Source organism: Citrobacter sp. wls827 (assembly GCF_005280875.1).
Lineage (GTDB): Bacteria > Pseudomonadota > Gammaproteobacteria > Enterobacterales > Enterobacteriaceae > Citrobacter > Citrobacter youngae.
In genome coordinates, this window is record NZ_SZWR01000010.1 from 292895 (window position 1) to 317533 (window position 24639).

General features: G+C 53.5%; 25 protein-coding genes. 11 read left to right on the top strand and 14 right to left on the bottom strand.

The genetic code is table 11. The annotated features are described in order from the left end of the window. Positions 1-990 (bottom strand): chemotaxis protein (locus FDX03_RS04775; protein WP_137345687.1); only part of this gene is annotated, 990 nt, incomplete at its 3' end. Positions 991-1054: 64 nt separating this feature from the next. After that, complete coding sequence (rbn, locus tag FDX03_RS04780) at positions 1055-1972, bottom strand: ribonuclease BN (RefSeq protein WP_048211074.1); 918 nt, start codon at positions 1970-1972, stop codon at positions 1055-1057. Between the two features lie 67 nt (positions 1973-2039). On the opposite strand from rbn, the gene FDX03_RS04785 reads away from it, so the two are divergent. The 9 genes from FDX03_RS04785 to pmrD all read left to right on the top strand — a co-directional run bounded on the left by FDX03_RS04785 (position 2040) and on the right by pmrD (position 10397). Beyond that, entirely contained in the window at positions 2040-2501 is a 462-nt protein-coding gene (locus FDX03_RS04785; RefSeq protein ID WP_137345541.1) for a GNAT family N-acetyltransferase, read from the top strand. Between the two features lie 53 nt (positions 2502-2554). Further along, positions 2555-2860: a stress response protein ElaB gene (gene elaB / locus FDX03_RS04790; protein ID WP_005129450.1), complete on the top strand. Its 306-nt coding sequence runs from the start codon at positions 2555-2557 to the stop codon at positions 2858-2860. A 94-nt stretch (positions 2861-2954) separates the two neighbouring features. Further along, positions 2955-4253: an isochorismate synthase MenF gene (gene menF / locus FDX03_RS04795; RefSeq protein WP_116360440.1), complete on the top strand. Its 1299-nt coding sequence runs from the start codon at positions 2955-2957 to the stop codon at positions 4251-4253. A gap of 87 nt (positions 4254-4340) precedes the next feature. Next, complete coding sequence (gene menD / locus FDX03_RS04800; RefSeq protein ID WP_137345542.1) at positions 4341-6011, top strand: 2-succinyl-5-enolpyruvyl-6-hydroxy-3-cyclohexene-1-carboxylic-acid synthase; 1671 nt, start codon at positions 4341-4343, stop codon at positions 6009-6011. After that, entirely contained in the window at positions 6008-6766 is a 759-nt protein-coding gene (menH, locus tag FDX03_RS04805) for a 2-succinyl-6-hydroxy-2,4-cyclohexadiene-1-carboxylate synthase (RefSeq protein WP_137345543.1), read from the top strand. Before menD ends, menH begins: the two co-directional genes overlap by 4 nt. A 14-nt stretch (positions 6767-6780) precedes the next feature. Continuing rightward, on the top strand, positions 6781-7638 hold the full coding sequence (gene menB, locus FDX03_RS04810) for a 1,4-dihydroxy-2-naphthoyl-CoA synthase (protein ID WP_124021804.1): 858 nt from the start codon (positions 6781-6783) through the stop codon (positions 7636-7638). Further along, positions 7638-8600 carry an o-succinylbenzoate synthase gene (gene menC / locus FDX03_RS04815; RefSeq protein ID WP_061068214.1) on the top strand — a complete coding sequence of 321 codons (963 nt, stop codon included), beginning with the start codon at positions 7638-7640 and terminating at the stop codon, positions 8598-8600. Before menB ends, menC begins: the two co-directional genes overlap by 1 nt. Further along, the gene (gene menE / locus FDX03_RS04820) at positions 8597-10027 is read left to right on the top strand and encodes an o-succinylbenzoate--CoA ligase (protein WP_137345544.1); all 1431 of its coding nucleotides are present in this window, start codon (positions 8597-8599) and stop codon (positions 10025-10027) included. The genes menC and menE overlap by 4 nt, the downstream gene beginning before the upstream one ends. A gap of 106 nt (positions 10028-10133) precedes the next feature. Next, positions 10134-10397: a signal transduction protein PmrD gene (gene pmrD, locus FDX03_RS04825; protein ID WP_048211083.1), complete on the top strand. Its 264-nt coding sequence runs from the start codon at positions 10134-10136 to the stop codon at positions 10395-10397. Positions 10398-10399: 2 nt separating this feature from the next. Here pmrD and arnF read toward each other — a convergent pair whose 3' ends face one another. The 8 genes from arnF to nudI all read right to left on the bottom strand — a co-directional run bounded on the left by arnF (position 10400) and on the right by nudI (position 18483). After that, positions 10400-10786 carry a 4-amino-4-deoxy-L-arabinose-phosphoundecaprenol flippase subunit ArnF gene (gene arnF, locus FDX03_RS04830; protein ID WP_061068212.1) on the bottom strand — a complete coding sequence of 129 codons (387 nt, stop codon included), beginning with the start codon at positions 10784-10786 and terminating at the stop codon, positions 10400-10402. Continuing rightward, positions 10786-11121, bottom strand: a complete 336-nt coding sequence (gene arnE, locus FDX03_RS04835) for a 4-amino-4-deoxy-L-arabinose-phosphoundecaprenol flippase subunit ArnE (protein ID WP_048211085.1) — start codon at positions 11119-11121, stop codon at positions 10786-10788. The genes arnF and arnE overlap by 1 nt, the downstream gene beginning before the upstream one ends. Beyond that, a complete protein-coding gene (arnT, locus tag FDX03_RS04840) occupies positions 11118-12773 on the bottom strand; it encodes a lipid IV(A) 4-amino-4-deoxy-L-arabinosyltransferase (protein WP_170973086.1) in 1656 nt (551 codons plus the stop codon). The genes arnE and arnT overlap by 4 nt, the downstream gene beginning before the upstream one ends. Then, positions 12770-13672 (bottom strand): 4-deoxy-4-formamido-L-arabinose-phosphoundecaprenol deformylase, encoded by a 903-nt coding sequence (arnD, locus tag FDX03_RS04845; protein WP_115601735.1) that lies wholly within the window; start codon positions 13670-13672, stop codon positions 12770-12772. The genes arnT and arnD overlap by 4 nt, the downstream gene beginning before the upstream one ends. After that, positions 13669-15651, bottom strand: coding sequence for a bifunctional UDP-4-amino-4-deoxy-L-arabinose formyltransferase/UDP-glucuronic acid oxidase ArnA (gene arnA, locus FDX03_RS04850; RefSeq protein ID WP_137345545.1), 1983 nt, complete (start codon positions 15649-15651; stop codon positions 13669-13671). Before arnA ends, arnD begins: the two co-directional genes overlap by 4 nt. After that, complete coding sequence (gene arnC / locus FDX03_RS04855) at positions 15648-16631, bottom strand: undecaprenyl-phosphate 4-deoxy-4-formamido-L-arabinose transferase (RefSeq protein WP_101741528.1); 984 nt, start codon at positions 16629-16631, stop codon at positions 15648-15650. The genes arnA and arnC overlap by 4 nt, the downstream gene beginning before the upstream one ends. Positions 16632-16633: 2 nt before the next feature. Then, positions 16634-17773, bottom strand: coding sequence for a UDP-4-amino-4-deoxy-L-arabinose aminotransferase (arnB, locus tag FDX03_RS04860; protein WP_137345546.1), 1140 nt, complete (start codon positions 17771-17773; stop codon positions 16634-16636). A gap of 284 nt (positions 17774-18057) precedes the next feature. Next, positions 18058-18483, bottom strand: a complete 426-nt coding sequence (gene nudI / locus FDX03_RS04865; RefSeq protein ID WP_137345547.1) for a nucleoside triphosphatase NudI — start codon at positions 18481-18483, stop codon at positions 18058-18060. Positions 18484-18801: 318 nt separating this feature from the next. Here nudI and FDX03_RS04870 point away from each other — a divergent pair, with 318 nt between their 5' ends. Both FDX03_RS04870 and FDX03_RS04875 read left to right on the top strand, forming a co-directional pair. Then, positions 18802-19344, top strand: a complete 543-nt coding sequence (locus FDX03_RS04870) for a YfaZ family protein (protein WP_048211092.1) — start codon at positions 18802-18804, stop codon at positions 19342-19344. Positions 19345-19423: 79 nt separating this feature from the next. Continuing rightward, entirely contained in the window at positions 19424-20620 is a 1197-nt protein-coding gene (locus tag FDX03_RS04875) for a nicotinamide mononucleotide deamidase-related protein YfaY (protein ID WP_048211093.1), read from the top strand. 38 nt (positions 20621-20658) lie between these two features. Here the strand turns inward: FDX03_RS04875 and FDX03_RS04880 are convergent, their stop codons facing one another. The 4 genes from FDX03_RS04880 to FDX03_RS23025 all read right to left on the bottom strand — a co-directional run. Further along, on the bottom strand, positions 20659-21612 hold the full coding sequence (locus tag FDX03_RS04880) for an Rpn family recombination-promoting nuclease/putative transposase (protein ID WP_137345548.1): 954 nt from the start codon (positions 21610-21612) through the stop codon (positions 20659-20661). Between the two features lie 183 nt (positions 21613-21795). Beyond that, positions 21796-22986: an anaerobic glycerol-3-phosphate dehydrogenase subunit GlpC gene (glpC, locus tag FDX03_RS04885; RefSeq protein WP_048211095.1), complete on the bottom strand. Its 1191-nt coding sequence runs from the start codon at positions 22984-22986 to the stop codon at positions 21796-21798. Beyond that, a complete protein-coding gene (gene glpB, locus FDX03_RS04890; RefSeq protein WP_061068205.1) occupies positions 22983-24242 on the bottom strand; it encodes a glycerol-3-phosphate dehydrogenase subunit GlpB in 1260 nt (419 codons plus the stop codon). Before glpB ends, glpC begins: the two co-directional genes overlap by 4 nt. Beyond that, positions 24232-24639: (2Fe-2S)-binding protein (locus tag FDX03_RS23025; RefSeq protein ID WP_249356988.1), on the bottom strand; the 408-nt coding region annotated here is incomplete at its 5' end. The genes glpB and FDX03_RS23025, both read right to left, overlap by 11 nt.

A 24639-nucleotide genomic window follows, 5' to 3' on the forward strand; every position in this document is an offset into this window, starting at 1 on the left:
ACGGCTCACCAAAGGACCACTAACATCTTTTGCTGCGCGCTCCATCACTTCCTGAATCACAGAAGATAATTCGTTGACCTCGAATTTTGCCACGTAACCATCGGCCTTAACCCGGCGGACGTGATCTTCGTTGGCGCTACCGGAAAGTGAAGAGTGGATGACGACCGGGATCTTCTTCAGACGTTCGTCGGTTTTTATCTTACGGGTCAGCGTAAAACCATCCATCTCCGGCATTTCCAGATCGGTAAGCACCAGGGCAATCTTCTCGCTGATTGGCTTACCTTCCGCTTGCGCTTCTTCAGATAGCTGCTGAATTTTTTCCCATGCATCTTTGCCGGTGACATGCATCAGATGCGGAATTTCCATCGCGTTCAGTCCTTTCTCCAGCATCGCCCGGGCAACTTTGGAGTCTTCCGCAACAATGGCCACCGCACCCGGCGTGATAGTGAATTTGCTGGTTTTCAGGTCGGTTGCACGTAAATCGTGGTTGGACGGCACAATGTCATACAGGATCTGTTCGACATCAAGCACCAGCGCCAAATTGTTGGTTTCTTTGTCGTCGTCCAGACAAGCAATACTGGTGATGTAGCGACCATTAACGGCTTTCTCAGCAGTGTGCACCTGTTGCCAGTCCAGGCGCATAATGTTCTCTACTGACTCCACTGCAAAGGCCTGTACGCTGCGGGCGTACTCTGTGATCAACAGGATATTAAGCCCGGTTTCGGGTTTACACCCGGCGACAGCAGGCAGGTCGATCACCGGGATCACCTGGTCCCGGATATTCACCATGCCTAACAACGGAGCCTTCATGCCGGCAGGGCGTGTAAAGGTCGGCATCGGTACGATTTCACGCAGTTTGAATACGTTGATGCCAAACAGCTCTGATTTCTGCTCCTCAACGGATTTGCCAAGGCGAAACAGCAGCAGTTCAAAACGGTTAGACAGGGTTAGGTTTGTCCTGTCATCAATATCTTTCTGGAAATTGTTCATCCTGTCCTCAGTGTGAAAGCCAGCCTTTCCACTGTTATCGGCACTGAGGCGGAAAAATGGAGCACTAAACGGTGAAAATGGCGAAATCGTGAGCCAGTTCCGTGTCTGGAAAAATCGCTCTGCACTCTTCAAGTAACCGCTGGCAGCCTTTTGCATCGTAGCGTGAGCTGACGTGGGTCATGATGAGTCTGCCCACACCGGCGTCCCGTGCCAGCTGTGCGGCCTGCCGGGTGGAGCTATGCCCGCGGCTGTTGGCTTTTTCCTCCATTGAGGCGTCCAGCGTGGTTTCATGTACCATCACGTCCACCCCTTTTGCCAGTTCGATAGCACTCGCACAGGGCCCGGTATCACCGAAAATAGCCACGGATTTCCCTCGGGTTGCCGGGGAGAGGAAATCGGCACCGTTAATCGCGCGACCGTCTTCCAGTACGATGGTTTTCCCGGCTTTCAAATCCTGAAACCACGGGCCCGCTTTAACGCCTGCCGCCTTCAGGGCGCTGGCATTAAGCGCGCCGGGTTTGTCGTGTTCTTCAACACGAAAACCGTAGCACTCCAGTGGATGTTCCAGTCGAAACGCAGTCACTTTGCGCAGGCCGTCATCCACAACCTCACCGGCGGTAATTTCTACAATATCCAGCGGGTAATCGGTCCAGGAGCCGCTCAGACGTAAAGCGGTTTCGGTAAACTCTCGCAACCCCTTGGGTCCGTAGAGCGTTAGCGGCTGGACGTTCCCGGCCATTGAACGACTGCACAGTAGCCCCGGTAAACCAAACAGGTGGTCGCCGTGTAAATGGCTGATAAAAATACGATCGAGTTTTCCCGGATTAAATGGCGTGCTAAGCATTTGATGCTGCGTCCCTTCGCCGCAATCAAAAAGCCACAAACCTGCCTGAGTCGGGTGTTGCAGATTTAGTAAAATTGCCGTTACATTGCGAGAGCGTGTGGGAACTCCCGCTGACGTACCTAAAAATAGTAATTCCATCTTTACGTTACACTTTTCGCCATCAATGAGGCAGGGTGTTCAGGTTATCACAACAAAGGGGCAGACAATGATCCACTGGCAAGATCTCCATCATGCAAAGCTGAGTGTTCAGGAGCTGTATGCCATTCTTCAGCTTCGCTGCGCGGTATTCGTTGTTGAGCAACAATGTCCGTATCAGGACGTGGATGGCGACGACTTAGTCGGCGAGAACCGTCACATTCTGGGATGGCATAACGATGAACTGGTGGCGTATGCGAGGATTCTGAAAAGTGACGATGATCTGGAGCCGGTAGTAATTGGCCGGGTGATTGTCAGCGAAGCGTTGCGCGGTGAAAAACTGGGGCAGCAGTTAATGACGCAAACACTGGCATCCTGTGCGCAGCATTGGCCGCATAAGGCGTTATACCTGGTGGCTCAGGCACATCTGCAATCGTTTTATGCGAGATTTGGGTTTGTTCCAGTCACGGAAGTCTATGACGAAGACGGGATTCCACACATCGGCATGGCGCGTGAGGGGCATCAAGCGTAAACAGCCCCTGTCGTCTATAGTTAGCGGGTACGTCAATAGAAAGGGAGAATACAATGTCTTTTCATTCTTACGAGTCACGTATTGATGACGATTTGGAATTGTTGAGCGAAACGCTGGAAGAAGTGCTACGTTCTTCCGGCGATCCTGCCGACCAAAAATACCTTGAGTTGAAAGCGCGGGCTGAGCAGGCGTTAGAAGAGGTGAGAAATCGCGTTAGTCACGCCTCTGACAGTTACTATTATCGTGCAAAGCAGGCTGTTTGCCGGGCAGATGACTATGTACACGAAAAACCCTGGCGTGGGATCGGCGTGGGGGCGACAGTCGGTTTAGTGATGGGATTATTGCTGGCACGGCGATAAATACAGCGCTGTCATCGCACTCCCTATACGGGGGTACTGCTTTTTCTGCTCAGTACCCCGTATAATGTGAGGTTTTTAACAGGGAGAGGTCCGCGTGCATTCAATCACTACTGCGCTGGAAAGTCTGATGCGTCATTTGTCGCAAGAGATACCAGCCGCACCTGGAATTCGTATTTACGATATACCTTTCCCTCTGAATGATGCGTTTGACGCTTTAGGATGGCTGGCCAGCCAGACCGTCTGGCCTCAGTTTTACTGGCAGCAACGTAACGGTGACGAAGAGGCTGCCGTACTGGGAGCCGTCGCCGCATTTTCCTCACTGGAATCTGCCCAACGGTTTTTACGCCAACATGATAATTACCCCGAACTGCGCGTCTGGGGCCTGAATGCGTTTGAGCCGCAGCGCGGTAATTTATTGCTGCCGCGACTGGAATGGCGACGCTGTGCCGGGGTTGCGACCTTACGACTACACCTGTATAGCGACGTGTCGTTGCGTGAAGATGCCGCGCAGGCCGCTGCGTTTATTTCAGCGCTTGCGCAGGTAAAACCGCTTCCCGCACTGCGCCTGAATTTAACCGGTGAACAACACTGGCCAGATAAAGCAGGCTGGACGCGCCTTATTGAGCTTGCCACCCAAACTATTGCCGGGGAAGAACTCGACAAAGTGGTACTGGCGCGGGCGACCGATTTACAGTTTTCTCAGCCAGTTAATGCCGCGGCGGTTATGGCCTCCAGCCGTCGTTTAAATCTCAACTGTTACCACTTCTATATGGCGTTTTCCGCCGAATCTGCTTTTCTTGGCTCTTCCCCTGAACGTCTGTATCGGCGGCGTGACACGGCACTGCGCACTGAGGCGCTGGCCGGAACCGTTGCCAATCACCCTGACGATCATCGCGCCTGGCAGTTGGGTGAATGGCTGATGAAGGACGATAAAAATCAGCGTGAGAACATGTTGGTAGTGGAAGATATTTGCCAACGGCTGCAGAACTGTACGCAAACCCTCGATGTCCTGCCGCCGCAGGTACTCAGGCTGCGCAAAGTACAGCATCTGCGCCGCTGTATCTGGACTGCGCTCAATCAGGCGGATGATACGCTCTGTCTGGTACAGCTACAGCCTACTGCGGCCGTAGCGGGTATTCCACGCGAGCTGGCGCGCGAATTTATCCAACATAATGAACCCTTTGAACGTGAGTGGTATGCCGGTTCTGCGGGTTATCTTTCACTGCGTCAGAGCGAGTTTTGCGTGTCATTACGTTCAGCGAAAATTAGCGCAAATGTCGTCCGTCTGTATGCCGGGGCGGGGATCGTGCGCGGTTCCGATCCTGAGCAAGAATGGCAAGAAATAGATAATAAAGCGGCAGGGTTACGTACTTTATTACAGATGGAAGGATAATGATTTCGTGTATATTCCCGACTCATATCAAAAATCCATTTATTCGATTCTTTATACTGTGTCGCAATATTGATACCGGACAATCTCATGTCAGTAAGCGCATTTAACCGACGCTGGGCGGCGGTCATTCTGGAAGCTCTCACTCGCCACGGCGTCAGGCATGTCTGTATTGCCCCTGGCTCTCGTTCGACGCCGTTGACTTTAGCGGCAGCGGAAAACCCCGCTTTTATCCACCATACTCATTTTGATGAGCGTGGGCTTGGGCATCTGGCCTTAGGTCTGGCAAAAGTCAGCAGGCAACCTGTTGCCGTGATTGTGACGTCCGGTACAGCGGTGGCGAATTTGTATCCCGCGTTGATTGAAGCGGGCCTGACCGGTGAAAAACTGATTTTACTCACGGCTGACCGACCGCCTGAGCTTATCGATTGTGGCGCTAACCAGGCGATTCGTCAGGCCGGTATGTTTGCCTCGCATCCGTCGCAAACGCTCGCTTTACCGCGTCCGACGCAGGACATTCCCGCAAGCTGGCTGGTGTCTACCATCGATAACGCCTTAGCCGCGCTACATAGCGGGGCGGTGCATATCAATTGCCCATTTGCGGAACCGCTGTATGGTGACATGGATGAAACAGGGGTTGCCTGGCAGCAGCGTCTTGGTGACTGGTGGCAGGATGACAAGCCCTGGCTGCGTGAAGCGCGTCGGCTGGAAAGCGACAAACAGCGTGACTGGTTTTTCTGGCGGCAAAAACGTGGCGTGGTACTTGCCGGGCGCATGAGCGCCGAAGAGGGCAAGAAAGTTGCGCTCTGGGCGCAGACGTTAGGTTGGCCGTTGATTGGCGATGTTCTGTCGCAAACCGGACAACCGTTGCCGTGTGCCGATTTGTGGCTCGGGAATTCGAAAGCGGTGGCAGAGTTACAGCAGGCGCAGATTGTGGTGCAGCTTGGCAGCAGCCTGACCGGAAAACGACTCCTGCAATGGCAGGCCAGCTGCGATCCGCAGGAATACTGGATCGTTGATAATATCGAAGGCCGCCTCGATCCGGCTCACCATCGTGGACGCAGGCTGGTCGCGAAGGTTGGCGACTGGCTGGAGCTGCATCCGGCGGAGAAACGCCAGCCCTGGTGTGTGGAGATCCCGCGGCTGGCGAAACAGGCATGGCAGGCGGTAGAAGCCCGCCGTGATACGTTTGGCGAAGCACAGCTGGCACACCGTATTCACGAGTATCTGCCAGAGCAGGGACAGCTGTTTGTGGGCAACAGCCTGGTGGTGCGCCTGATTGATGCGTTGTCGCAGCTTCCGGCTGGTTACCCGGTCTATAGCAATCGTGGCGCGAGCGGCATTGACGGCCTGCTGTCAACCGCAGCTGGCGTACAGCGCGCCAGCGCGAAATCGACGCTGGCGATTGTTGGCGATTTATCTGCATTGTATGACCTGAATGCGCTGGCGTTATTGCGTCAGGTTTCCGCGCCGTTTGTCCTGATCGTGGTCAATAATAACGGTGGACAAATTTTTTCCCTGCTGCCGACGCCAGCAAGCGAACGTGAACGGTTCTACCTGATGCCGCAGAACGTCCATTTTGAGCATGCTGCCGCCATGTTTGACCTCAAATATCACCGTCCGGAGAACTGGGCGCAACTGGAGAGCGCGCTGACGAATGCCTGGCGTACTCCGGTGGCAACGGTGATTGAGCTGGTAGTGAATGAAACTGACGGGGCGCAAACCCTGCAGCAATTGCTGGCGCAGGTAAGTCATCTATGATCCTGCACGCGCAGGCGAACACGGGTCAGGTGGATTTCCCCTGGCTGGTTTTCCTGCACGGATTTTCCGGTGATTGCCGGGAATGGCAGGCGGTCGGTGAAGCATTCCCGGAGTTTTCGCGGTTGTATATCGACCTGCCTGGCCACGGCGGTTCTGCTGACATCAGCGTGAGCGGATTCGATGACGTCAGCGATTTGTTGCGTAATACGCTGCTTAGTTACAACATACTTAACTACTGGCTGGTGGGATATTCCCTTGGCGGCAGAGTCGCGATGATGGCGGCCTGTCAGGCGTTGCCCGGACTGTATGGTCTGGTGGTTGAAGGTGGGCATCCAGGGCTGCAAAGTGAAAATGAACGCACCCAGCGTCGTCTCTCGGATGGCCGCTGGGCCGCGCGTTTTCGTACTGAGCCGCTGCGCGAGGTGTTTAATGACTGGTATCAACAGCCGGTCTTTTCCTCACTGAATGTCGCGCAAAGAGAGGCGCTGGTCGATATGCGTAGCCAGAATAACGGGCAAATGCTGGCAGCAATGCTGGAGGCCACTTCGCTGGCCATACAACCTGATTTACGTGTGCAACTGAAAACGCGCACATTTCCGTTTTATTATTTATGTGGTGAACGTGACGATAAATTCCGCGCTCTGGCGGCGGAAATATCCGTACCGAACCATGTGATTCGTAACGCCGGACACAACGCGCATCGGGAGAATCCCGCTGGCGTGGTGGACTGTCTGGCTCAGATTCTGCGTCGCTGACTATAGGACATTTTATGATCTATCCTGATGAAACAATGCTTTACGCACCGGTAGAATGGAACGATTGCTCTGAAGGCTACACCGACATTCGCTATGAGAAATCCACCGACGGTATCGCAAAAATCACCATTAATCGTCCGCAGGTACGCAATGCCTTCCGTCCGGTCACCGTGAAAGAGATGATCCAGGCGCTGGCAGATGCCCGCTATGATGACAACATCGGCGTGATTATTCTGACCGGTGCGGGCGATAAAGCGTTCTGTGCAGGCGGCGATCAGAAGGTACGTGGCGATTACGGCGGATACCAGGATGACTCCGGCGTGCATCATCTGAACGTACTGGACTTCCAACGCCAGATTCGTACCTGTCCGAAACCGGTTGTCGCGATGGTGGCAGGGTATTCCATCGGCGGTGGTCATGTGCTGCACATGATGTGTGACCTGACCATTGCGGCTGAAAACGCCATCTTTGGTCAGACCGGGCCGAAAGTCGGTTCCTTCGACGGCGGGTGGGGCGCGTCCTACATGGCGCGCATCGTCGGTCAGAAAAAAGCACGTGAAATCTGGTTCCTGTGCCGTCAGTACGATGCAAAACAAGCGCTGGATATGGGCCTGGTAAACACCGTGGTTCCGCTGGTCGATCTGGAAAAAGAGACCGTACGCTGGTGCCGCGAAATGCTGCAAAACAGCCCAATGGCGCTGCGCTGCCTGAAAGCTGCGCTGAACGCCGACTGCGATGGCCAGGCGGGTCTGCAGGAGCTGGCGGGTAACGCCACGATGCTGTTCTACATGACGGAAGAAGGTCAGGAAGGCCGTAACGCCTTTAACCAGAAACGCCAGCCTGACTTCAGCAAATTCAAACGGAATCCGTAATGCGTAGCGCGCAGGTATACCGTTGGCAGATCCCCATGGACGCGGGGGTGATTCTGCGCGACAGGCGGTTAAAAACGCGTGACGGGCTGTACGTTTGTCTTCGTGACGGCGAGCGCGAAGGGTGGGGAGAGATCTCCCCCCTGCCGGGCTTCAGTCAGGAAAGCTGGGAAGAGGCGCAAACTGAGCTGCTGGCCTGGGTGAAGGGTTGGCTACAGGGCGATGCTTCCTTACCGCAAATGCCTTCGGTCGCCTTTGGCGCAAGCTGCGCGCTGGCCGAACTGGCAGGCACTCTGCCAGAGGCGGCGGACTACCGTGCTGCGCCGCTGTGTACGGGCGATCCTGATGATCTGGTGCTGCAACTGGCGGACATGCCGGGTGAGAAAGTTGCGAAGGTCAAAGTCGGTCTGTATGAAGCTGTTCGCGACGGTATGGTCGTCAACCTGTTGCTGGAGGCGATCCCGGAACTGCACCTGCGGCTTGATGCCAATCGTGCCTGGACGCCGCTGAAAGCCCAGCAGTTTGCGAAATATGTCAATCCTGAGTATCGCGGGCGCATTGCCTTCCTCGAAGAGCCGTGTAAAACCCGTGATGATTCCCGCGCGTTCTCGCGTGAAACAGGGATTGCCATTGCCTGGGATGAAAGTCTGCGTGAAGCGGATTTCACCTTCGAAGCCGAAGAGGGCGTGAAGGCAGTCGTCATCAAGCCTACGCTGACGGGTAGCCTCGACAAGGTGCGTGAGCAGGTTGCCGCCGCACACGCGATAGGTCTCACCGCCGTGATCAGCTCCTCTATCGAATCGAGCCTGGGCTTAACCCAGCTGGCGCGCATTGCTGCCTGGTTGACGCCACAGACTATCCCAGGTCTGGATACGCTCAGCCTGATGCAGTGCCAGCAGGTACGCGCGTGGCCTGGCAGTACGTTGCCGTGCATTGAGATTGATGCGCTGGAACGATTGCTATGACCCAGCGGGAAATGCCCGATGACGCAAGCGCATCGGGCCTGGAACGGTTGTCCGATACGCCTGATTTTACCGACTGGCCGTGGCGTCACTGGCGACAGGCTCGTACTGACGCGCCAGCCTTACGCCTCAACGATGAGGTGTTACGCTGGAGCGATCTCTGTACGCGAGTCGATCGTCTGGCAAGCGGCTTTGCGGCTCAAGGGGTGGGAGAGGGCGATGGCATATTGCTCCGCGCCTGGAATTATCCCCGTCCGCTGCTGGCATGGCTGGCACTGTTGCAGTGTGGGGCGCGGGTTTTACCTGTGAACCCACAGTTGCCTCAGTCGCTGCTTGATGCGCTGGTCCCGGAGTTAACGCTGCGTTTTGCGCTGGATCTGGAAGGCGAAAGTCCGCTCCCGGGGTTGGCACCGCTGCGGATGCTGGAACAGTCTGGCGAGCATGCTGCCGTCTGGTTGCCTCAGCGCTTGAGCACAATGACGTTAACCTCAGGTTCTACCGGATTGCCAAAGGCGGCGGTACATACCTGTCAGGCGCATTTGGCGAGTGCGCAGGGGGTGCTGTCACTGATGCCATTTGGCGAAGACGATGACTGGCTGCTCTCGCTACCGCTATTTCACGTTTCCGGTCAGGGGATTATGTGGCGCTGGTTGTTTGCGGGCGCGCGTATGACCGTGCGCGATAAGCAGCCGTTAGAGCAGATGTTGGCGGGTTGTACCCATGCTTCGCTGGTTCCCACGCAGCTTTGGCGACTGTTGGTCAATCACACACCGGTATCGCTAAAGGCCGTGTTGCTGGGCGGTGCCGCGATTCCTGTTGAATTGACTGAACAAGCACGTGAGCAGGGTATTCGCTGCTGGTGCGGTTACGGGTTAACGGAATTTGCCTCCACGGTGTGTGCGAAAGAGGCCGATGGTAAGGCGGATGTCGGCTCTGCACTACCAGGCAGAGAAGTCAGGATTGTTGATGATGAAGTCTGGCTTCGTGCCGCCAGCATGGCGCAAGGGTACTGGCGCAACGGACAGCTTTATCCACTGGTTAATGCGCAAGGCTGGTTTGCCACCCGCGATCGCGGCGTGTTAAAGGATGGCAAGCTAACCATAGTCGGGCGTATGGACAATCTGTTCTTTAGCGGTGGAGAAGGGATCCAACCGGAAGAGGTGGAGCGCGTTATTGTATCGCATCCCCATGTTCTGCAAGCTTTTATTGTTCCAATAGAAGATGAAGAGTTTGGCCACCGCCCCGTTGCGGTTGTGGAGTACGATACTGAAGCCGGAAGAATTGATCTGGCAGAATGGGTGAAAGATAAGCTGGCACGTTTCCAGCAACCCGTTCGTTGGCTAACCTTACCCGCAGAATTAAAAAGCGGTGGTATTAAGGTTTCTCGCCGGGCGCTGCTGGAGTGGGTCCGTACCCGCGGTAAAGCTTAAGAAAACATTAAATTTATCTCGCATAATTGCCATTCCCTGGCCATTGTCCTTTGGTTTATCTGCTAAAGTGTAACATGGTGTGAAAATCATTAGCAAAAGGTGCGCTATGGAATGGCATGTGAAGAAGTCTTGCTGTAACCAAAAAGCAGGGAGGCTCTATATTGTACTTTGTGATAGCGGTGGTTCGTTGAAAATGCTGGCTGAAGCGCAAGCCAGCGAGCGTGTAAAAGCAGGCGATCTCCTGTCACCGTTAAAAGATGCCCAGTATTGTATTAACCGTGACGCATCGCGAGTGATTAAAATCATTGATGCCAGACAGTATCTCGCCGAAGAATGGGAGCGTCTGCGACAACTGTCTGACGATAAATGATCTCAGGGCGTGTGTTGGCGGGCAGGTAAGAATATGGTCATTAATCCCGCTATAATACACAGCACACCCACCAGGGCTTTTACTGAAAAGGTTCCTTGCCAGCCCGGTAAAATCATTGATGCGATCCACACCAGTACATAGCTGAGGCTGAGCAAGGCATAGGCTTTGCTCAGCGCGAGCTGATGCAGGGCTTTATGCCAGCACATCACTGACAGTAAATAACCTACCAGCCCGCCATATAAGGCGAATGCGCTGCTGCTGGTTGCAAAAACGGCGGAGATAAACGCCAGCGGTTGCAGCATGGGCGGCAGATTATCCATCGCGTAACCCAGACTTAGCTGAGCAACCGACGTAATAATCACGCTACACAGCCCCCAAAAGATGCCCATTACACCGCGCTCCCAAGAATAAAGATGCCGGTGATGAGTAGCCCAACCCCCAGCCAGTGACGTGTTGTGACAGGTTCACGCCAGATTTTCCATGCCGCCAGCGTGACCCATACAAAGTTCAGGCTTAGCATCGGGTAGGCGATGCCGACGGGAATATTCTGCAATACTGCCAGCCAGAGCAGCATGGCCAGTCCCAGACAGGCCAGCGCCAGACCAATCCACTGCGCGATATAGCGTGTTCGCGCGTGGGCGGGTACCGGGCGGGTGGCCTGCTTCTGGCACAATTGCCCACAGACGCTGAGCAGGCTGGCAAAGACTAAGGTTAGCCAGATCATTTAGGCCTGTACTGAATCAAGACCAGGCGCCCCTGATTGTCGATATAGTCAGCGGGAGGAATGGCAAGCTGATTAATATCCTCATCCTTCGAAATTGACAGCACAAGCGTAATGTCCCCTTCCTGACGATGTTGCGCCAACCAGCCGGCAAAGTCATCCCGGCTGACGAAGCGTCCCTGGGCATCCGGATAATTAAGGCCGTATTTTAACTCACCTGTTTGCCCGTACATGTTGATGTCATCGCGTTTCAGGCTCCAGGCCAGGCCAGCGGCAACGCCAACACTGTCGGTGAAAATATAACGGCTCGACTCCAGCGACTCTTTGGTCATCTCGACAAAAAACTGTGGCTGTTTGGATTCCATTACCCGGTCAGGTACTGAGAAGCCGAACAACAGCGCCAGTCCCAGCGGGCAGAGCGCTGCTAATTTCCAGTTTTTTTCACTGTTGTTAAGCGTATACCAGCCAAATAGCGTCCAGGTGATAAAGATACCCCATGAGCAAAACACTTTATACGTTTCGATATGCGACCAGACCGGTGTCTTCAACGGTCCGAGCGTGGACACGATAAATGTGGCGACAATACCAATAACACCGAACAGAATGTTGATCCAACCGTTGACGCGCAGGGCTGCAGAACCTTTTTCAGCAGCCTGCAAGCCAAACCGCGCGGTAAGGATTGCCAGCGGTGCGAAGCAGGAAAGAATATAGGTTGGCAACTTCCCTTTGGCGATACTGAAAAACAGGATCGGCATAATAATCCAGCTCAGCAGGTATAAGGCGCTACGTGGTACATCCCGTTCATGCCAGCCGGTTCGCAATGCGCCCGGTAGTAGCCCGAGCCAGGGTAAGGCACCCGCCACGAAAACCGGTATGTAGTACCAGAATGGCGCTTTATGCTGGGCATCATCCTGCGCAAAACGCTGAATATGCTCAATCCAGAAAAAGTAGTGCCAGAAGTCGGGTTCGCGTTGCGCAATCGCCAGTCCCCACGGCAGGACAATGGCAATACAGCTGATAATCGACAGCAGGCCGTAAATAAAGATCTCTTTCCAGCGCTTTTGCACGAAAACCCATGGCAACACGCTGAGGACAGGGACAGCGAGCGCGAGAAAGCCTTTGGTCATCACGCCCATGCCGCAGGTAAATCCTAACAGCAAAAAGGCGACAATTTTACGTGTTCTGGTGGTGGCTTGCATTCCCTCCCAAAAACAGCACATACCCGCCATCAGCCACAGCGCGATAATGGGATCAAGTACCGCATAGGTTCCGATACTGTAAACAGAGAAAAACGTTAGAAAGATGACGGCAGAGAGTAGGGCCGTACGTTTATCACGCCATAGCCGCATTGCCAGCCAGGCGACCAGGAGTGCAGTCAGTAGGGTTGCAAAAATAGCCCCCGCTCTGACGCCAAAGTTGTTTGCGCCAAATAACCATTGCCCGATACTGTTTAACCAGTATCCCGCGATAGGTTTTTCAAAATAGCGTAGTCCTAAAAAATGTGGGACGATCCAGTCGCCAGACGTCAGCATTTCCCGGCTGATTTCAGCATAGCGCGTTTCGTCGGGCTGCCAGAGCAGGCGGCTATTGATGGGTAAAATAAAATACAGTGCAATAAATGCGACAAATGCCAGGGCGTAACGTGCGGATTTCATGATGTCACACTCGCGGGTTGCTGGCAGCCGAGCCATCCCTCTCTGCCGGGTATTTTGCCACGAACGATCTGGCCCGTTGGCAGTGTACTGATATCGTCTGGTAACAGTTCGCCCAGTGGACAAAACGTAATCCCGGCGTCGGCGGCACGAATGAGCAGATCGTCAAATTGCTGCTGAAAAGCAATGCCTTCCACCTCTGCGTGAATCGTGTAGACCGGGGTGCCTTTGTCCCTCTGAATGCGGGAGAGAATATAGTCGTTGAAGTCCGCTGCCTGCACCTCCTGACCAACTACTTCATCCCATGTTGGTAGCGTGACCGGAATTTGTGGTGTCCCTATTTCTCCCGTTTCAAGTACAGGACGGAATAACGATGTCCCCCTGCAATCGCTGTTATAGCGCAGATGAAATGTCTCTTTCGCCTCTACGACGCGCGAGTCGGCACGCCAGCCAGCGACGGCAGAGCAGGTAACGGGTTGGCCGATGATTGTTTCGAGTGCATTAATACCCCGCGAAATATCATCAATCAGCTGTTTATCGTTCCAGTTGCCACTTCGTGATTGCCAGGCATGATGATCCCAGGCGTGTAAGCCTGTTTCGTGATACCGGGCAGCTTGCGAAATGATGGCCGCATTAGCCAGGCCAATTTCTTTTCCAGGCCAGGCGGTGCCGGCCAGTAAAATGTCCCACCCGTAGAGTGAGGCTGCGTTTGAGCGCAGCATCTTCCACAAAAATTGCGGCTTCACCAGACGCCAGAGATGGCGTCCCATGTTGTCGGGCCCGACGCTAAAAAAGAAACTAGCCCGAACGTTATGCCGGTTCAATGTCTCCAGCAGGCGGGGCACGCCTTCGCGTGTCCCCCTGAATGTATCGACATCTATGCGCAAGCCCACTTTGGTCATGATGTGTGTTCCATGATGTCCACACTGCGTAAGAAGAAGTCCAGCGTCTCTTCAACCGTTTCTTGCATATCGATTGTTGGTTCCCAGTTCAGGCAACGTTTGGCGTTACGAATACTGGGTTTGCGGTGCTCAACGTCCTGGTAGCCTTTACCATAGTAGCTGCTACTCTCAACGTCGCGGAAACCAGCAAACGGCGGAAAGTGTTGGCGCAACGGATGTTTTTCGAAGCAGGAAAGGAGCATTTCAGCCAGTTCCTGAATACTTGCTTCGTTATCCGGGTTACCGATATTGATGATCTCGCCATCACAGCGCCCGCCGTCGTTTTCAATGATACGGAACAGGGCTTCGATACCGTCACGAATGTCGGTAAAGCAACGCTTCTGCTTGCCGCCTTCAATCAGCTTGATGGGAGAGCCTTCCACCAGATTCAGGATCAGTTGGGTAATGGCGCGTGAGCTGCCGATACGTGCGGCGTTCAGGCTATCCAGACGCGGTCCCATCCAGTTAAATGGACGGAATAAGGTGAAACGTAGCCCTTCTTTTTCACCGTATGCCCAAATAACGCGATCCAGCAGTTGTTTAGAGACCGAGTAGATCCAGCGCGGTTTATTAACCGGGCCAACGATCAGGTTGGAGCTGTCTTCATCGAAGTCTTTATCGGTACACATACCGTAGACTTCAGATGTTGACGGGAAAATGATGCGTTTGCGGTACTTGACACAGTAACGAATAATTTTCAGGTTTTCTTCAAAATCGAGTTCGAAGACGCGCAGCGGGTTGCGGGTATATTCAATCGGTGTGGCAATGGCGACCAGTGGCAGCACGACGTCGCATTTTTTCACATGATATTCAATCCATTCGGAGTGAATGCTGATATCACCTTCCACAAAATGGAATCGTGGGTGTTGCAGAAAACGCTCAATCGCATCGCTGCCAATATCAAGCCCGTAGATTTCGTAGTTATCTTCGCGTAGCAGGCGTTCGGTCAGGTGGTTGCCAATAAAACCGTTAACGCCAAGGATCAAAACGCGGGTACGACGTTTGCTGGCGGAAACGGGCTGGCTGTTGAGGCGAGAACCGGCAACCAGACCCAAAACTTGTGCCAGCTGTGAGCCCTGCATGGTAATGCCATCACCCGCTTGCCCGGTAATGATTTCGAGTGCGCCATCGGCACAGGCAATCAGCAATGGCGATACGGAGATAACCGTTCCCGGCAGCGCCGCAGATGTATTTGCACTCTGGCGCGATGACCAGATGGTGAATTTTTGCGTACCGGCATAGCTAAATGCACCTGGCCATGGATCGGACACGGCGCGAACCATGTTATGCAGTTGTGCGCAGGGTTTGTTCCAGTCGAGGAAACTGTCTTCCGGCGTACGGCGACCAAAACAGGTGGCGTCGGCTTCCTGTTGTGGGTACTCCTGAAAATCACCGGCTTTGATGGCTGGCAGCGCCTGTGCCAGTACCTCGCGGGCAGACTGGCATAATTTATGATGCAGGGTTAACGCTACGTCATCGGGGGAAATGGTAATGCGTTGTTGGGCGACGATGGCACCGGCATCTGCGCGCTTGACCATGCGGTGCAGCGTCACGCCTGTTTCGGTTTCGCCATTGACTAATACCCAGTTCAGCGGTGCACGGCCACGATATTTGGGCAGTAATGAGCCGTGCAGATTAAAGGCCCCAGCAGGTGCAAGACGCAGGATCTCATCGCTGAGTAAATGGCGATAGTAGAATGAGAAGATCACATCGGGGGTGAGCTGGGCGATCCGCTCGATCCACAGCGGATGATTGACTTCGTCCGGAGCGTACACCGGAATACCTGCGCTGGCAGCGAGGCGGGAAACTGAGCCAAAAAACGCTTTTTCACCTGGGTTATCGGCGTGCGTAAAAATAGCAGCGATGTCATAACCCGCATCCAACAGGGCCTGAACTCCCTGACATCCCATATCGTGATAGGCAAATACGACGGCTTTCATGCGCGGTTTTCCTCAGTTGACTGCGTGGTTTGTGGACGGATAACGTGTTGAACAAAATAGCGAGGGCGTGCGCGGACATCGTTATAGATGCGACCGATATATTCGCCGAGTAATCCCATGCCAATGAATTGCGCGCCGATAAAGGTAAACAGCACGGCAAACAGCATAAACACACCTTCTGCCGCCCACTGCGGGCCGAGCGTCAGGCGAAGAACAACAAGCAGGACCGACAGGGTAAAGCCTGTGGCGGCAATGATGCTGCCCAGCAGGCTCAACATACGCAATGGCGTGGTGGTCAGGCAGGTTACCAGGTCATACATCAGGTTTATCAGACGCATGAAACTGTACTTAGAGTCGCCAAATTCACGTTCGGCATGGTGTACCGGGATTTCCGTGGCGCGGCGGGCAAAGATGTTAGCCAGGATCGGAATAAAGGTGCTACGCTCCTGGCAATGCAACATGGCATCGACGATGTGACGGCGATAGGCGCGCAGCATGCAGCCATAATCGCCCATGGCTTTACCGGTTGTGCGCTGAATCAGATGGTTGATCATCCGTGAGGCGGTCTTACGAAAGCGGCTGTCTTGGCGGTTCTGACGCACCGTTCCGACGACATCGAAGCCTTCTTTTGCCGTGGCAACCAGCCGCGGGATCTCCTCTGGCGGGTTTTGTAAATCAGCATCTAACGTGATGATCAGGTCGCCCGTGACGTGGCTGAAACCGGCCATAATCGCCGAGTGTTGCCCATAGTTTCGATTCAACAGAATAGAGACAATATGGCTGTTCGGTGCCTGGGAGGCGTCCATCATCAGTTGAGCCGAATTGTCACTGCTACCGTCGTCAATGAGCAGGATTTCATATTCAGTATCCAGTTTTTCGCAGGCGGCGCTGGTGCGCCTGATTAATTCTGGCAGGCTTTCCTGTTCGTTAAAAACGGGAATGACCACCGAGACTTTACTAATCGGTGTGGCTTCAAACATGCTTATTGTCCTGCAATCTGGCGAAGTGCCGTAATGACGCGTTGTGTGTCATCGTCGGTCATGTCGGGAAATAGCGGCAGTGAACATATGCGTGCGCTATTCCATTCGGTATTAGGCAAAGAAAGATCGGTGAAACGTTCGCGATAATATTTCTGCGTGTGGGCCGCGCGAAAATGCAGGCCTGTGCCAATATTTCTGGCCTTTAGTGCTTCCATCAGAGCATCTCTGCTCAGCCCGCAGCGGGCTTCATCCACGCGAATGATGAACAAATGCCAGGCGTGCACATGTGACCACTGAGGCAGGGTGAGCGGTTGAAACAGCGTATCGGCCAGCGCCTGTTGATACTGCTGCGCAATTTGCGCACGGCGTGCGTTCAGACGAGCCAGCTTGTTCAACTGTACCAGGGCGATGGCAGCGTTGATGTCAGTCAGGTTGTACTTATATCCCGGCGCGAGAACTTCAGCTTGCGGCGCGCGGCCATAGGTTTGACGGTCATACGCATCTACACCCAGGCCGTGAAATTTCAGGCTGCGAAGCCGTTGAGCGAGCTGGCTGTCGTCAGTAACAATCAGTCCACCCTCAGCACAGGTCACATTCTTGATAGCGTGAAAGGAAAAGATTGCGGTACCACGAGCACCGACATGACGACCCTTGTATAACGTTCCGACGGCGTGTGCTGCGTCTTCAATAACAGGGATTCCATAGCGTTCACCGATGGCGTAAATGGCATCAAGATCGGCTGGGGCCCCGGCATAATGCACGGGAATAATAGCTTTGGTTCGTGGTGTGATAGCGGCTTCAATTTGTTCGGGGGTCACCATCAGCGTATCGCGGTCAACATCGATCATAACCGGTGTGGCGCCCAGCAGGACAATCATGTTGAGTGTAGATACCCACGTCATCGACGGGGTGATCACTTCATCGCCTTCACCCACACCCAGCGCCATTAGCGTAATGTGCATACCTGCCGTCGCGGAACAGACGGCAACGGCGTTTTGGTTTCCTGTGAGCTGGCAGAAAGCGTCTTCCAACTGCTGATTTTTAGGACCCGTGGTTATCCACCCTGAATCCAGAACCGCCTTAACTGCGGCAAGTTCTTCATCACCCATTGCCGGACGGGAGAAAGGCAAAAAGTCAGACATCATTATTCCTTCAAGCCATTTAACGCCACCGCAGTTTTATTTTTAGTGATAAACAGGGGCATCGTTAATTATTTCATCAGGCCACAAAGGTTAAAGACTGAAGGTTAATTTATCCTTAAGAGTTTAAGGTTTGGGGTATAAAGATAAAAACAGGGAGGGGTGATTTATTTATTTGAATATAAAGTGTTTTTAGTCGTTATGGCGGCGTTGGTCTCTGTTGCTGAATGCTGAGAACAATACCGCTATTGTGAACATCGTTTATATTACGTTTAAACTCGTGGGATTTACAGTAACCCTTTCAAGGTCAACGTTTTACGCGTGGCGATATTTAAGTCGTAGGTGCCAAGATCTTCCGCTTTAACCCAGGCGAAGTCCTGGAACTCTTCGTTAATGTTCACTTCACGATTAGCCGCCACACAATCGAAGATGAGATAAATCATATAAATCTCTTCCTGACTGCCATCGGCATAGGTTTTGGTCCGAATATCATCGCTGAAGGTCCACGGAGTAATTTCTGATAATACCAGTTGATCACCCAACTCTTCCCTCACTTCACGACGCAAAGCCTCTTCGATGCGCTCACCTGGCTCAACGCCGCCGCCAGACAGCGCCCACTGACCAGGGAAAACACCGCGATCATCGGCCATTTTGCACAGTAAAAAACAGCCTTCATTTTGAATGAGTGGGCAAACAATCGTTCTTTGACGCATAAGTCTGTTCCTTGTAGGGGAGGGGCGGAGGAGTCCATTGTTAACACATCTTACCTTTTGCAGGCGACAGAAAAAACGCTTCATTGCCGTTTAAGCCAGCTTTGCCGGGGAAGATGACGTTGTCTGTTGAAAACGGCAATCAGGTGCCTTTTATCGTCTATTTCGGGTAAGAACTTAACCTTACTGAAACATTGCGGGTAGTATTTAGTTACAATATGTCATTGCATCGCTTTTTTAGCTCATTGATTCCTCGCCATCTGGCAGTACAATCCAGCGGTTTTGGGGCTATGTTTTGATTCTTGCTGGAAAGGATAGAAAATGAAAAAAAGTTTATTACTGGGTTTTGCCGGAATGCTGTTTGTTTCTGCGTCGGCGAATGCGATTAGCATTAGCGGTCAGGCAGGCGAAGATTACACCAACCTCGGTTTCGGTATGGGTACTGAGTCCACTGGACTGGCTGTTAGCGGCAACTGGATGCATAACGATGACGACGGTGATGTTGCAGGGCTTGGCCTTGGTCTGAATATCCCTCTGGGTCCGTTGCTGGCAACAGTCGGTGGGAAAGGTATCTATACCAACCCGAAAGACGGTGATGAAGGCTACGCGGCAGCTGTCGGTGGTGGTTTACAGTGGCCGATTGGCGACAGTTTCCGTCTGTTTGGTGAATACTACTACTCCCCGGATTCACTCTCCAGCGGGATCGACAGCTACGAAGAAGCAAATGCCGGTGCGCGCCTGACGATTATGCGTCCGCTGAGTATTGAAGCAGGTTACCGTTACCTGAATCTGGCGGGTAAAGATGGCAACCGCGATAACGCGATTGCTGACGGCCCATACATCGGGGTAAACGCCAGTTTCTAATCGACCAGGCGCGGCGTTCAGTCGCGCCTTCCCCCCTCCATGCGTTATAGTGTTTTCATCATAAAAGCAGGAGAACACGATGTTAAACGTGGAGATGCTATCCACCGGGGATGAAGTGTTGCACGGACAAATCGTCGACACTAATGCCGCCTGGCTGGCCGATTTTTTCTTTAATCAGGGATTACCGTTAACACGCCGCAATACGGTTGGCGACAATCTGAACGATTTGGTCGCTATTCTGCGTGAGCGTAGCGAACATGCTGATGTGCTGATCGTCAATGGCGGCTTAGGGCCGACCAGCGATGATTTGAGCGCACTGGCGGCGGCAACCGCAAAAGGTGAAGGGCTGGTGCTGCATGAAGCGTGGCTGGCCGAAATGGCGCGTTTTTTCCGTGAGCGGGGACGCGTCATGGCGCCGAGCAATCGCAAACAGGCTGAGCTTCCGGCCAGTGCGGAGTTTATTAATAATCCGGTCGGAACTGCCTGCGGGTTCGCCGTAAAGCTTAATCGCTGCCTGATGTTCTTTACGCCGGGTGTACCGTCAGAATTTAAAGTCATGGTTGAACATGAGATCCTGCCGCGCCTGCGTGAGCGTTTTTCTCTCTCTCAACCCCCGCTATGCCTGCGCTTAACGACCTTTGGTCGTTCTGAAAGCGATCTGGCGCAGAGCCTGGATCCTTTGGTTTTACCGCCCGGGGTGACAATGGGCTATCGCTCGTCGATGCCGATTATCGAGCTGAAGTTAACCGGACCCGATTCCCAACGTGAAGCGATGCTGGCGCTATGGCCAGAGGTGAAACGCGTTGCTGGCCAGAATATGATTTTTGAAGGTACCGAAGGGTTACCTGCGCAAATTGCCCGTAAGCTCCAGGAGCGCCAGTACAGTCTGACGCTGAGCGAGCAATTTACCGGAGGCTTAATTGCCCTGCAGCTCTCTCGCGCCAGTGCCCCGTTGTTAGCGAGCGAGGTAGTGCCATCTCAGGAAGAAACGCTGGCGCAAACGGCGCACTGGATAACCGAGCGACGCGGCAATCATTATGCCGAACTGGCGCTGGCGGTATCGGGTTTCGAAAACGAACATATTAACTTCGCACTGGCAACACCTGACGGCACGCATGCCTTGCGGGTGCGACTCAATGCAAATCGCTATAGTTTGGCTGTTCGTCAGGAGGTTTGCGCAATGATGGCGCTTAATATGCTGCGGCGTTGGCTAAATGGTCAGGATATCGCCGGGGAACACGGCTGGATCGATGTGGTGGAATTCCTGACGGTTTGATTAGTGGCAGGGAAGGTTACAAACCTTCCCTGTTTGACTCACGCTGTGACATCGTCTGGCAATAACCCGGTAATTAACTGAACCAAATCACGATCAATCCCTTGTTCCAGCATCATGCGAGCGATCCGTATTGCTTCTTCTTGCGTACCTTTTTGTACTCCTTGTTCCAATCCTTTTTGTACTCCTTGTTCCAATCCTTGTTGTAACCCTTGTTGCAGCCCATCGTGGTGGCCTTCTTGTCTGAGTCTCTCTGCGATTGTCATCAGCCTCTCCTTGTTATGAGGGGAACGTTCGGCAACTTTATGGATAAATTCGTTGACGTGAGAAACGTCGCCGTACCGTAGCAGATAATTAAATAGCGTCTGTAGCTGGCTGTCATTAGCGGTGCTTGTAACTAATAACGAGACCAGTCGGTCCACTAATCCCATCAAATCGCGATCGCGGATATGTTTTTGCATCAATTCAAGCAACGCAACACGCCGATGTTGCGCGATTTCATCGTCAGGAATCACGGTAATGTCGACCAGCGGAAAAGCTTCTGAATAAAGTTGTCGCGCCAGTTGTGGGTTGTCAAATTCATCCAGCCAGTTGAGTGACCAGGGATAGGGACTTTGTTGACCGTGATAAAACAACATGGGGATCACCAGCGGCAGTGTTTTATTCCCGGCATCAAGATGATGCTGCATCGCAGCGGTGGCATAGCGCATCAGGCGGAATGCCATGTGCTGCACAGCTGTACTCTGATGTTCGATGACACAATAGATATAGCCATCACCTTCGTGGGTCTTTAGCGACCACAATACGTCGGAGTAGTACGCGCGGAGATCCTGTTCGATAAAACTGGTGGACTCCAGCTTCAGCGTTTGCAAATTGCAAATCTTACGTAATGTGACGGGGAGGTGAATCTCCAGAAAATCCCGGGCCATCTCAGGATAAGAAATGATCTTTTTAAAAACCGCATCATGCGGTGTGGATGTGGTGGGTTTAGCCATGGTAGTCCGTCACCAGAAAGAGAAGGTGGCGTGACGGTATCCACTTTTCGCAAGTGCTGCATATGAGAAATTGATTCTTTGCGTGGGTGAATCAGAGATAAATACGCCCGACTGCAACGTATTCAAATAAGCGGAACTGGATGCACAAAAATGCCCGGTAGCAAACACCACCGGGCAACTGAGTTACCCCAACGCTTTGGCAAGCAGGGTGATAGGATGTTCGCAACGCTTACTTGTCGACATCTCAATCTGCCATTTACACGTTTCGCAGTCGGTCACGACGATATCCGCGCCGCTTTCTTCAATCTGGCGGAATAGCGGTGCGCCAATTGACTGTGACGTCGGGTAGTTTTCCTTTTTGAATCCGTAAGTTCCGGCGATCCCGCAGCACTGTGAATCCAGCACTGTCAGTTCAAGTCCAGGAATTTGTCGCAGCAGTTCCAGCGTATAGAGTGTCCAGCCCATTTTCTCCATATGACATGGTGTGTGATAGACCACTTTTAGCGGCAACGTTTTCAGCGGCAACGTTTTCCCTTCGTCCAGCTTGCGCCACAGCCAGCGTGTAGCCAGTTCAATATGTTCGCGTAGCCCTGAGTTGTCGACATCCAGCACTTCAGGGTATTCATCGCGTAGCGCAAAGGTACAGGTTGAAGAGGTGGCAATAACCGGGATGCCTTTTCCGTCAATCGCTTCTCGCAGTGAAGCCACATTACTTACCGCCTGCTTACGTGCTTTATCGGTGAAACCGTTGGCGATCAGTGGTACGCCACAGCATTTCTCTTTACTCAGCAATTGTACGCCAGTACCCATCGCGTTCAGCACTTTTATCAGATCTTTACCGAGTTGCGGATGGTTGTAGTTCACAAAGCAACCGTGGAAAAATGCAACTTGATCCTGATACTGCGCCTGCTGTGCGGCTATGCTGCGATACCAGCGGCGGAAGGTACCGAAGGAGTACTTCGGCAGCGTACGGCGATGATCGATTTTTAGTGCATAATCAAGAAGCTGGCGCACCGGTTTCAGTGAAGTCGCGGTGTTCACGATGGGTGCGAACGGCGTAGAAACACTGCCCATCAAATCGGTATGGCTTAAGACAAAGTTACGTATCGACGGACGTGTCGTGTCGTATTTGGCACGCGCGCGCTGGATGATATCGCCAATTTTGACATCCGAAGGGCAGGCCACTTCACAGCGTTTGCAGTTGATGCAATATTTCAGCGCATCGTCATATAACGCACCATCTTTCAAACGCAGACGTTCACCGTCAGGGCCGGCTTGTTTAGGGCCAGGGTAACCTGGGTTGACACGGCTTACCGGGCAGGCAGTGGTGCACACTGTGCATTTGATACAACTTTCAAAACGTGTGTCGCTCATTGCTGGCCTCCTGCACGTTTCGCAATATGATGTGCGGCGTGTAAAGCGCTCACAGCGCACACGCCGCCTCCGCAACCCTGGGCGATAGGGTCAAAACCGCCAAGTACCGATCCGATGGCAAACATATTCTCTACTGTTTTTCCTGCAAGCGATGGACGCAGTTCAGCATCGGTGGTTACGCCAAACTGTTGCCACGGTTGCGGATCAAAGACGTCACGCTGATACCACTGCGCACGTGTGGCGGTTTGGTGCACATCCAGACCGAGAATCGGCTCATGAACGGCTTCGCGCGTGGCGACCAGTCCGCTGCTAAAGAAACTACCGCTGGCGAGTACGGCGAAGCGTGGGCGCAATGGAATATCGGCATGGTTGCGGGTCCAGATTTCGCTGACAACGCCATCCTGACAGGTGATTTTTTTCACTTCATCACCGGGCATCCACACTCCACCCTGGCGTACAAACTGGCGCTGCAATTTGTTATGCAGGCGCATGCCCAGCACTGACGGCGGTAAAGTTGGTAATAACATCAGTGAGCAGGGCAGGCGGTCATTGAGCCACTTCCATAGCCGATCGTCAGCCAGGCCGAAACAGGCTGGCATAATTATCATGTCGCAGGTTTTCGCGATTGGTAACAGGGCGTCATAGAGCAGCGACCATTTATCTTCGTTATCTAACAGACGTGCAATGTTGACGGCGCGAAATTCGGTTGGGTTATCACGCAGGACATCCAGTTCTGGCAAATCGATTTCAGCCGTTTCGACGCTGAGGTTACGCTGGCGCAGTGAGGCCGCGGCAAGGTGCGCCTGGAAATCCAGTAAGCCGCTAATTCCCACCACACAGACACGTTGTGCTGATAACGGCCAGACCGGCACTTCCGCTGAACTAAGCCAGGTTGAACGCAGGGTTCCCAACGGTGTTACACGTTGATGAGCCTGATGAACCTTACCGTGCAAATGCGTTCCGCACTCTTCCAGCAGATTCTGCGCCTGCTGCGCCAGCGCCAGTACGGTCTGCGTGCCGATGGTGCTATAAGGATGACCAGGTGCCTGAGTGCGCAGCGCATTCAGCCCTGCTTCAATGTCGGTTACCGGTTGACCATCGGGCAGGTTGCTGAGCAAATCCAGTGAGCCGGAGGAAAAGTGCAGCGCGCTTTGGCCGCGGGTAACAATCGTACAGCGCAACCCGCTTTTTTGCAGTTGTAGGCCACACATCAGCCCGGCGAGACCGCCGCCGATAATGACGGTATCAAATTTCATCCTGGTGCTCCTTTTCCAGACCGCACAATCCCTGATAGACCCAACGCGTGAATTCGCTTTCGCGCAGCGCATCTCCCCACGCGATAGGCTGCACGCCTTTCCAGCGTTCGTTGAGGAATTCAGAAAGCTGGGTGATAGATTGTGCGGCGGTGGTGACATTAAAACGTTGTAGCAAACCTGCAGCGCGGCAGGCACACAATTCGCCCTGACACGTCCCCATCCCGACGCGGGTGCGACGACGTAAATCGAGCAAACTGTTGACGGTTAAATTTTCAACGGCATATTGCACTTCACCTGCGGTGACGGCTTCACATTCACAGACCAGGCTGCGGTGCTGACGGCCTTCGCTAAGCCACGCCGGGGTGCGGTCGCCATGGCGGTAGACCGCCGAGCCGCG

Excerpts from the sequence above, each read along its gene's own strand:
- rbn (WP_048211074.1), bottom strand. The coding sequence starts at position 1,972 with ATGGAATTACTATTTTTAGGTACGTCAGCGGGAGTTCCCACACGCTCT.
- FDX03_RS04785 (WP_137345541.1), top strand. The coding sequence starts at position 2,040 with ATGATCCACTGGCAAGATCTCCATCATGCAAAGCTGAGTGTTCAGGAG.
- elaB (WP_005129450.1), top strand. The coding sequence starts at position 2,555 with ATGTCTTTTCATTCTTACGAGTCACGTATTGATGACGATTTGGAATTG.
- menD (WP_137345542.1), top strand. The coding sequence starts at position 4,341 with ATGTCAGTAAGCGCATTTAACCGACGCTGGGCGGCGGTCATTCTGGAA.
- menH (WP_137345543.1), top strand. The coding sequence starts at position 6,008 with ATGATCCTGCACGCGCAGGCGAACACGGGTCAGGTGGATTTCCCCTGG.
- menB (WP_124021804.1), top strand. The coding sequence starts at position 6,781 with ATGATCTATCCTGATGAAACAATGCTTTACGCACCGGTAGAATGGAAC.
- menC (WP_061068214.1), top strand. The coding sequence starts at position 7,638 with ATGCGTAGCGCGCAGGTATACCGTTGGCAGATCCCCATGGACGCGGGG.
- menE (WP_137345544.1), top strand. The coding sequence starts at position 8,597 with ATGACCCAGCGGGAAATGCCCGATGACGCAAGCGCATCGGGCCTGGAA.
- pmrD (WP_048211083.1), top strand. The coding sequence starts at position 10,134 with ATGGAATGGCATGTGAAGAAGTCTTGCTGTAACCAAAAAGCAGGGAGG.
- arnF (WP_061068212.1), bottom strand. The coding sequence starts at position 10,786 with ATGGGCATCTTTTGGGGGCTGTGTAGCGTGATTATTACGTCGGTTGCT.
- arnE (WP_048211085.1), bottom strand. The coding sequence starts at position 11,121 with ATGATCTGGCTAACCTTAGTCTTTGCCAGCCTGCTCAGCGTCTGTGGG.
- arnT (WP_170973086.1), bottom strand. The coding sequence starts at position 12,773 with ATGAAATCCGCACGTTACGCCCTGGCATTTGTCGCATTTATTGCACTG.
- arnD (WP_115601735.1), bottom strand. The coding sequence starts at position 13,672 with ATGACCAAAGTGGGCTTGCGCATAGATGTCGATACATTCAGGGGGACA.
- arnA (WP_137345545.1), bottom strand. The coding sequence starts at position 15,651 with ATGAAAGCCGTCGTATTTGCCTATCACGATATGGGATGTCAGGGAGTT.
- arnC (WP_101741528.1), bottom strand. The coding sequence starts at position 16,631 with ATGTTTGAAGCCACACCGATTAGTAAAGTCTCGGTGGTCATTCCCGTT.
- arnB (WP_137345546.1), bottom strand. The coding sequence starts at position 17,773 with ATGTCTGACTTTTTGCCTTTCTCCCGTCCGGCAATGGGTGATGAAGAA.
- nudI (WP_137345547.1), bottom strand. The coding sequence starts at position 18,483 with ATGCGTCAAAGAACGATTGTTTGCCCACTCATTCAAAATGAAGGCTGT.
- FDX03_RS04870 (WP_048211092.1), top strand. The coding sequence starts at position 18,802 with ATGAAAAAAAGTTTATTACTGGGTTTTGCCGGAATGCTGTTTGTTTCT.
- FDX03_RS04875 (WP_048211093.1), top strand. The coding sequence starts at position 19,424 with ATGTTAAACGTGGAGATGCTATCCACCGGGGATGAAGTGTTGCACGGA.
- FDX03_RS04880 (WP_137345548.1), bottom strand. The coding sequence starts at position 21,612 with ATGGCTAAACCCACCACATCCACACCGCATGATGCGGTTTTTAAAAAG.
- glpC (WP_048211095.1), bottom strand. The coding sequence starts at position 22,986 with ATGAGCGACACACGTTTTGAAAGTTGTATCAAATGCACAGTGTGCACC.
- glpB (WP_061068205.1), bottom strand. The coding sequence starts at position 24,242 with ATGAAATTTGATACCGTCATTATCGGCGGCGGTCTCGCCGGGCTGATG.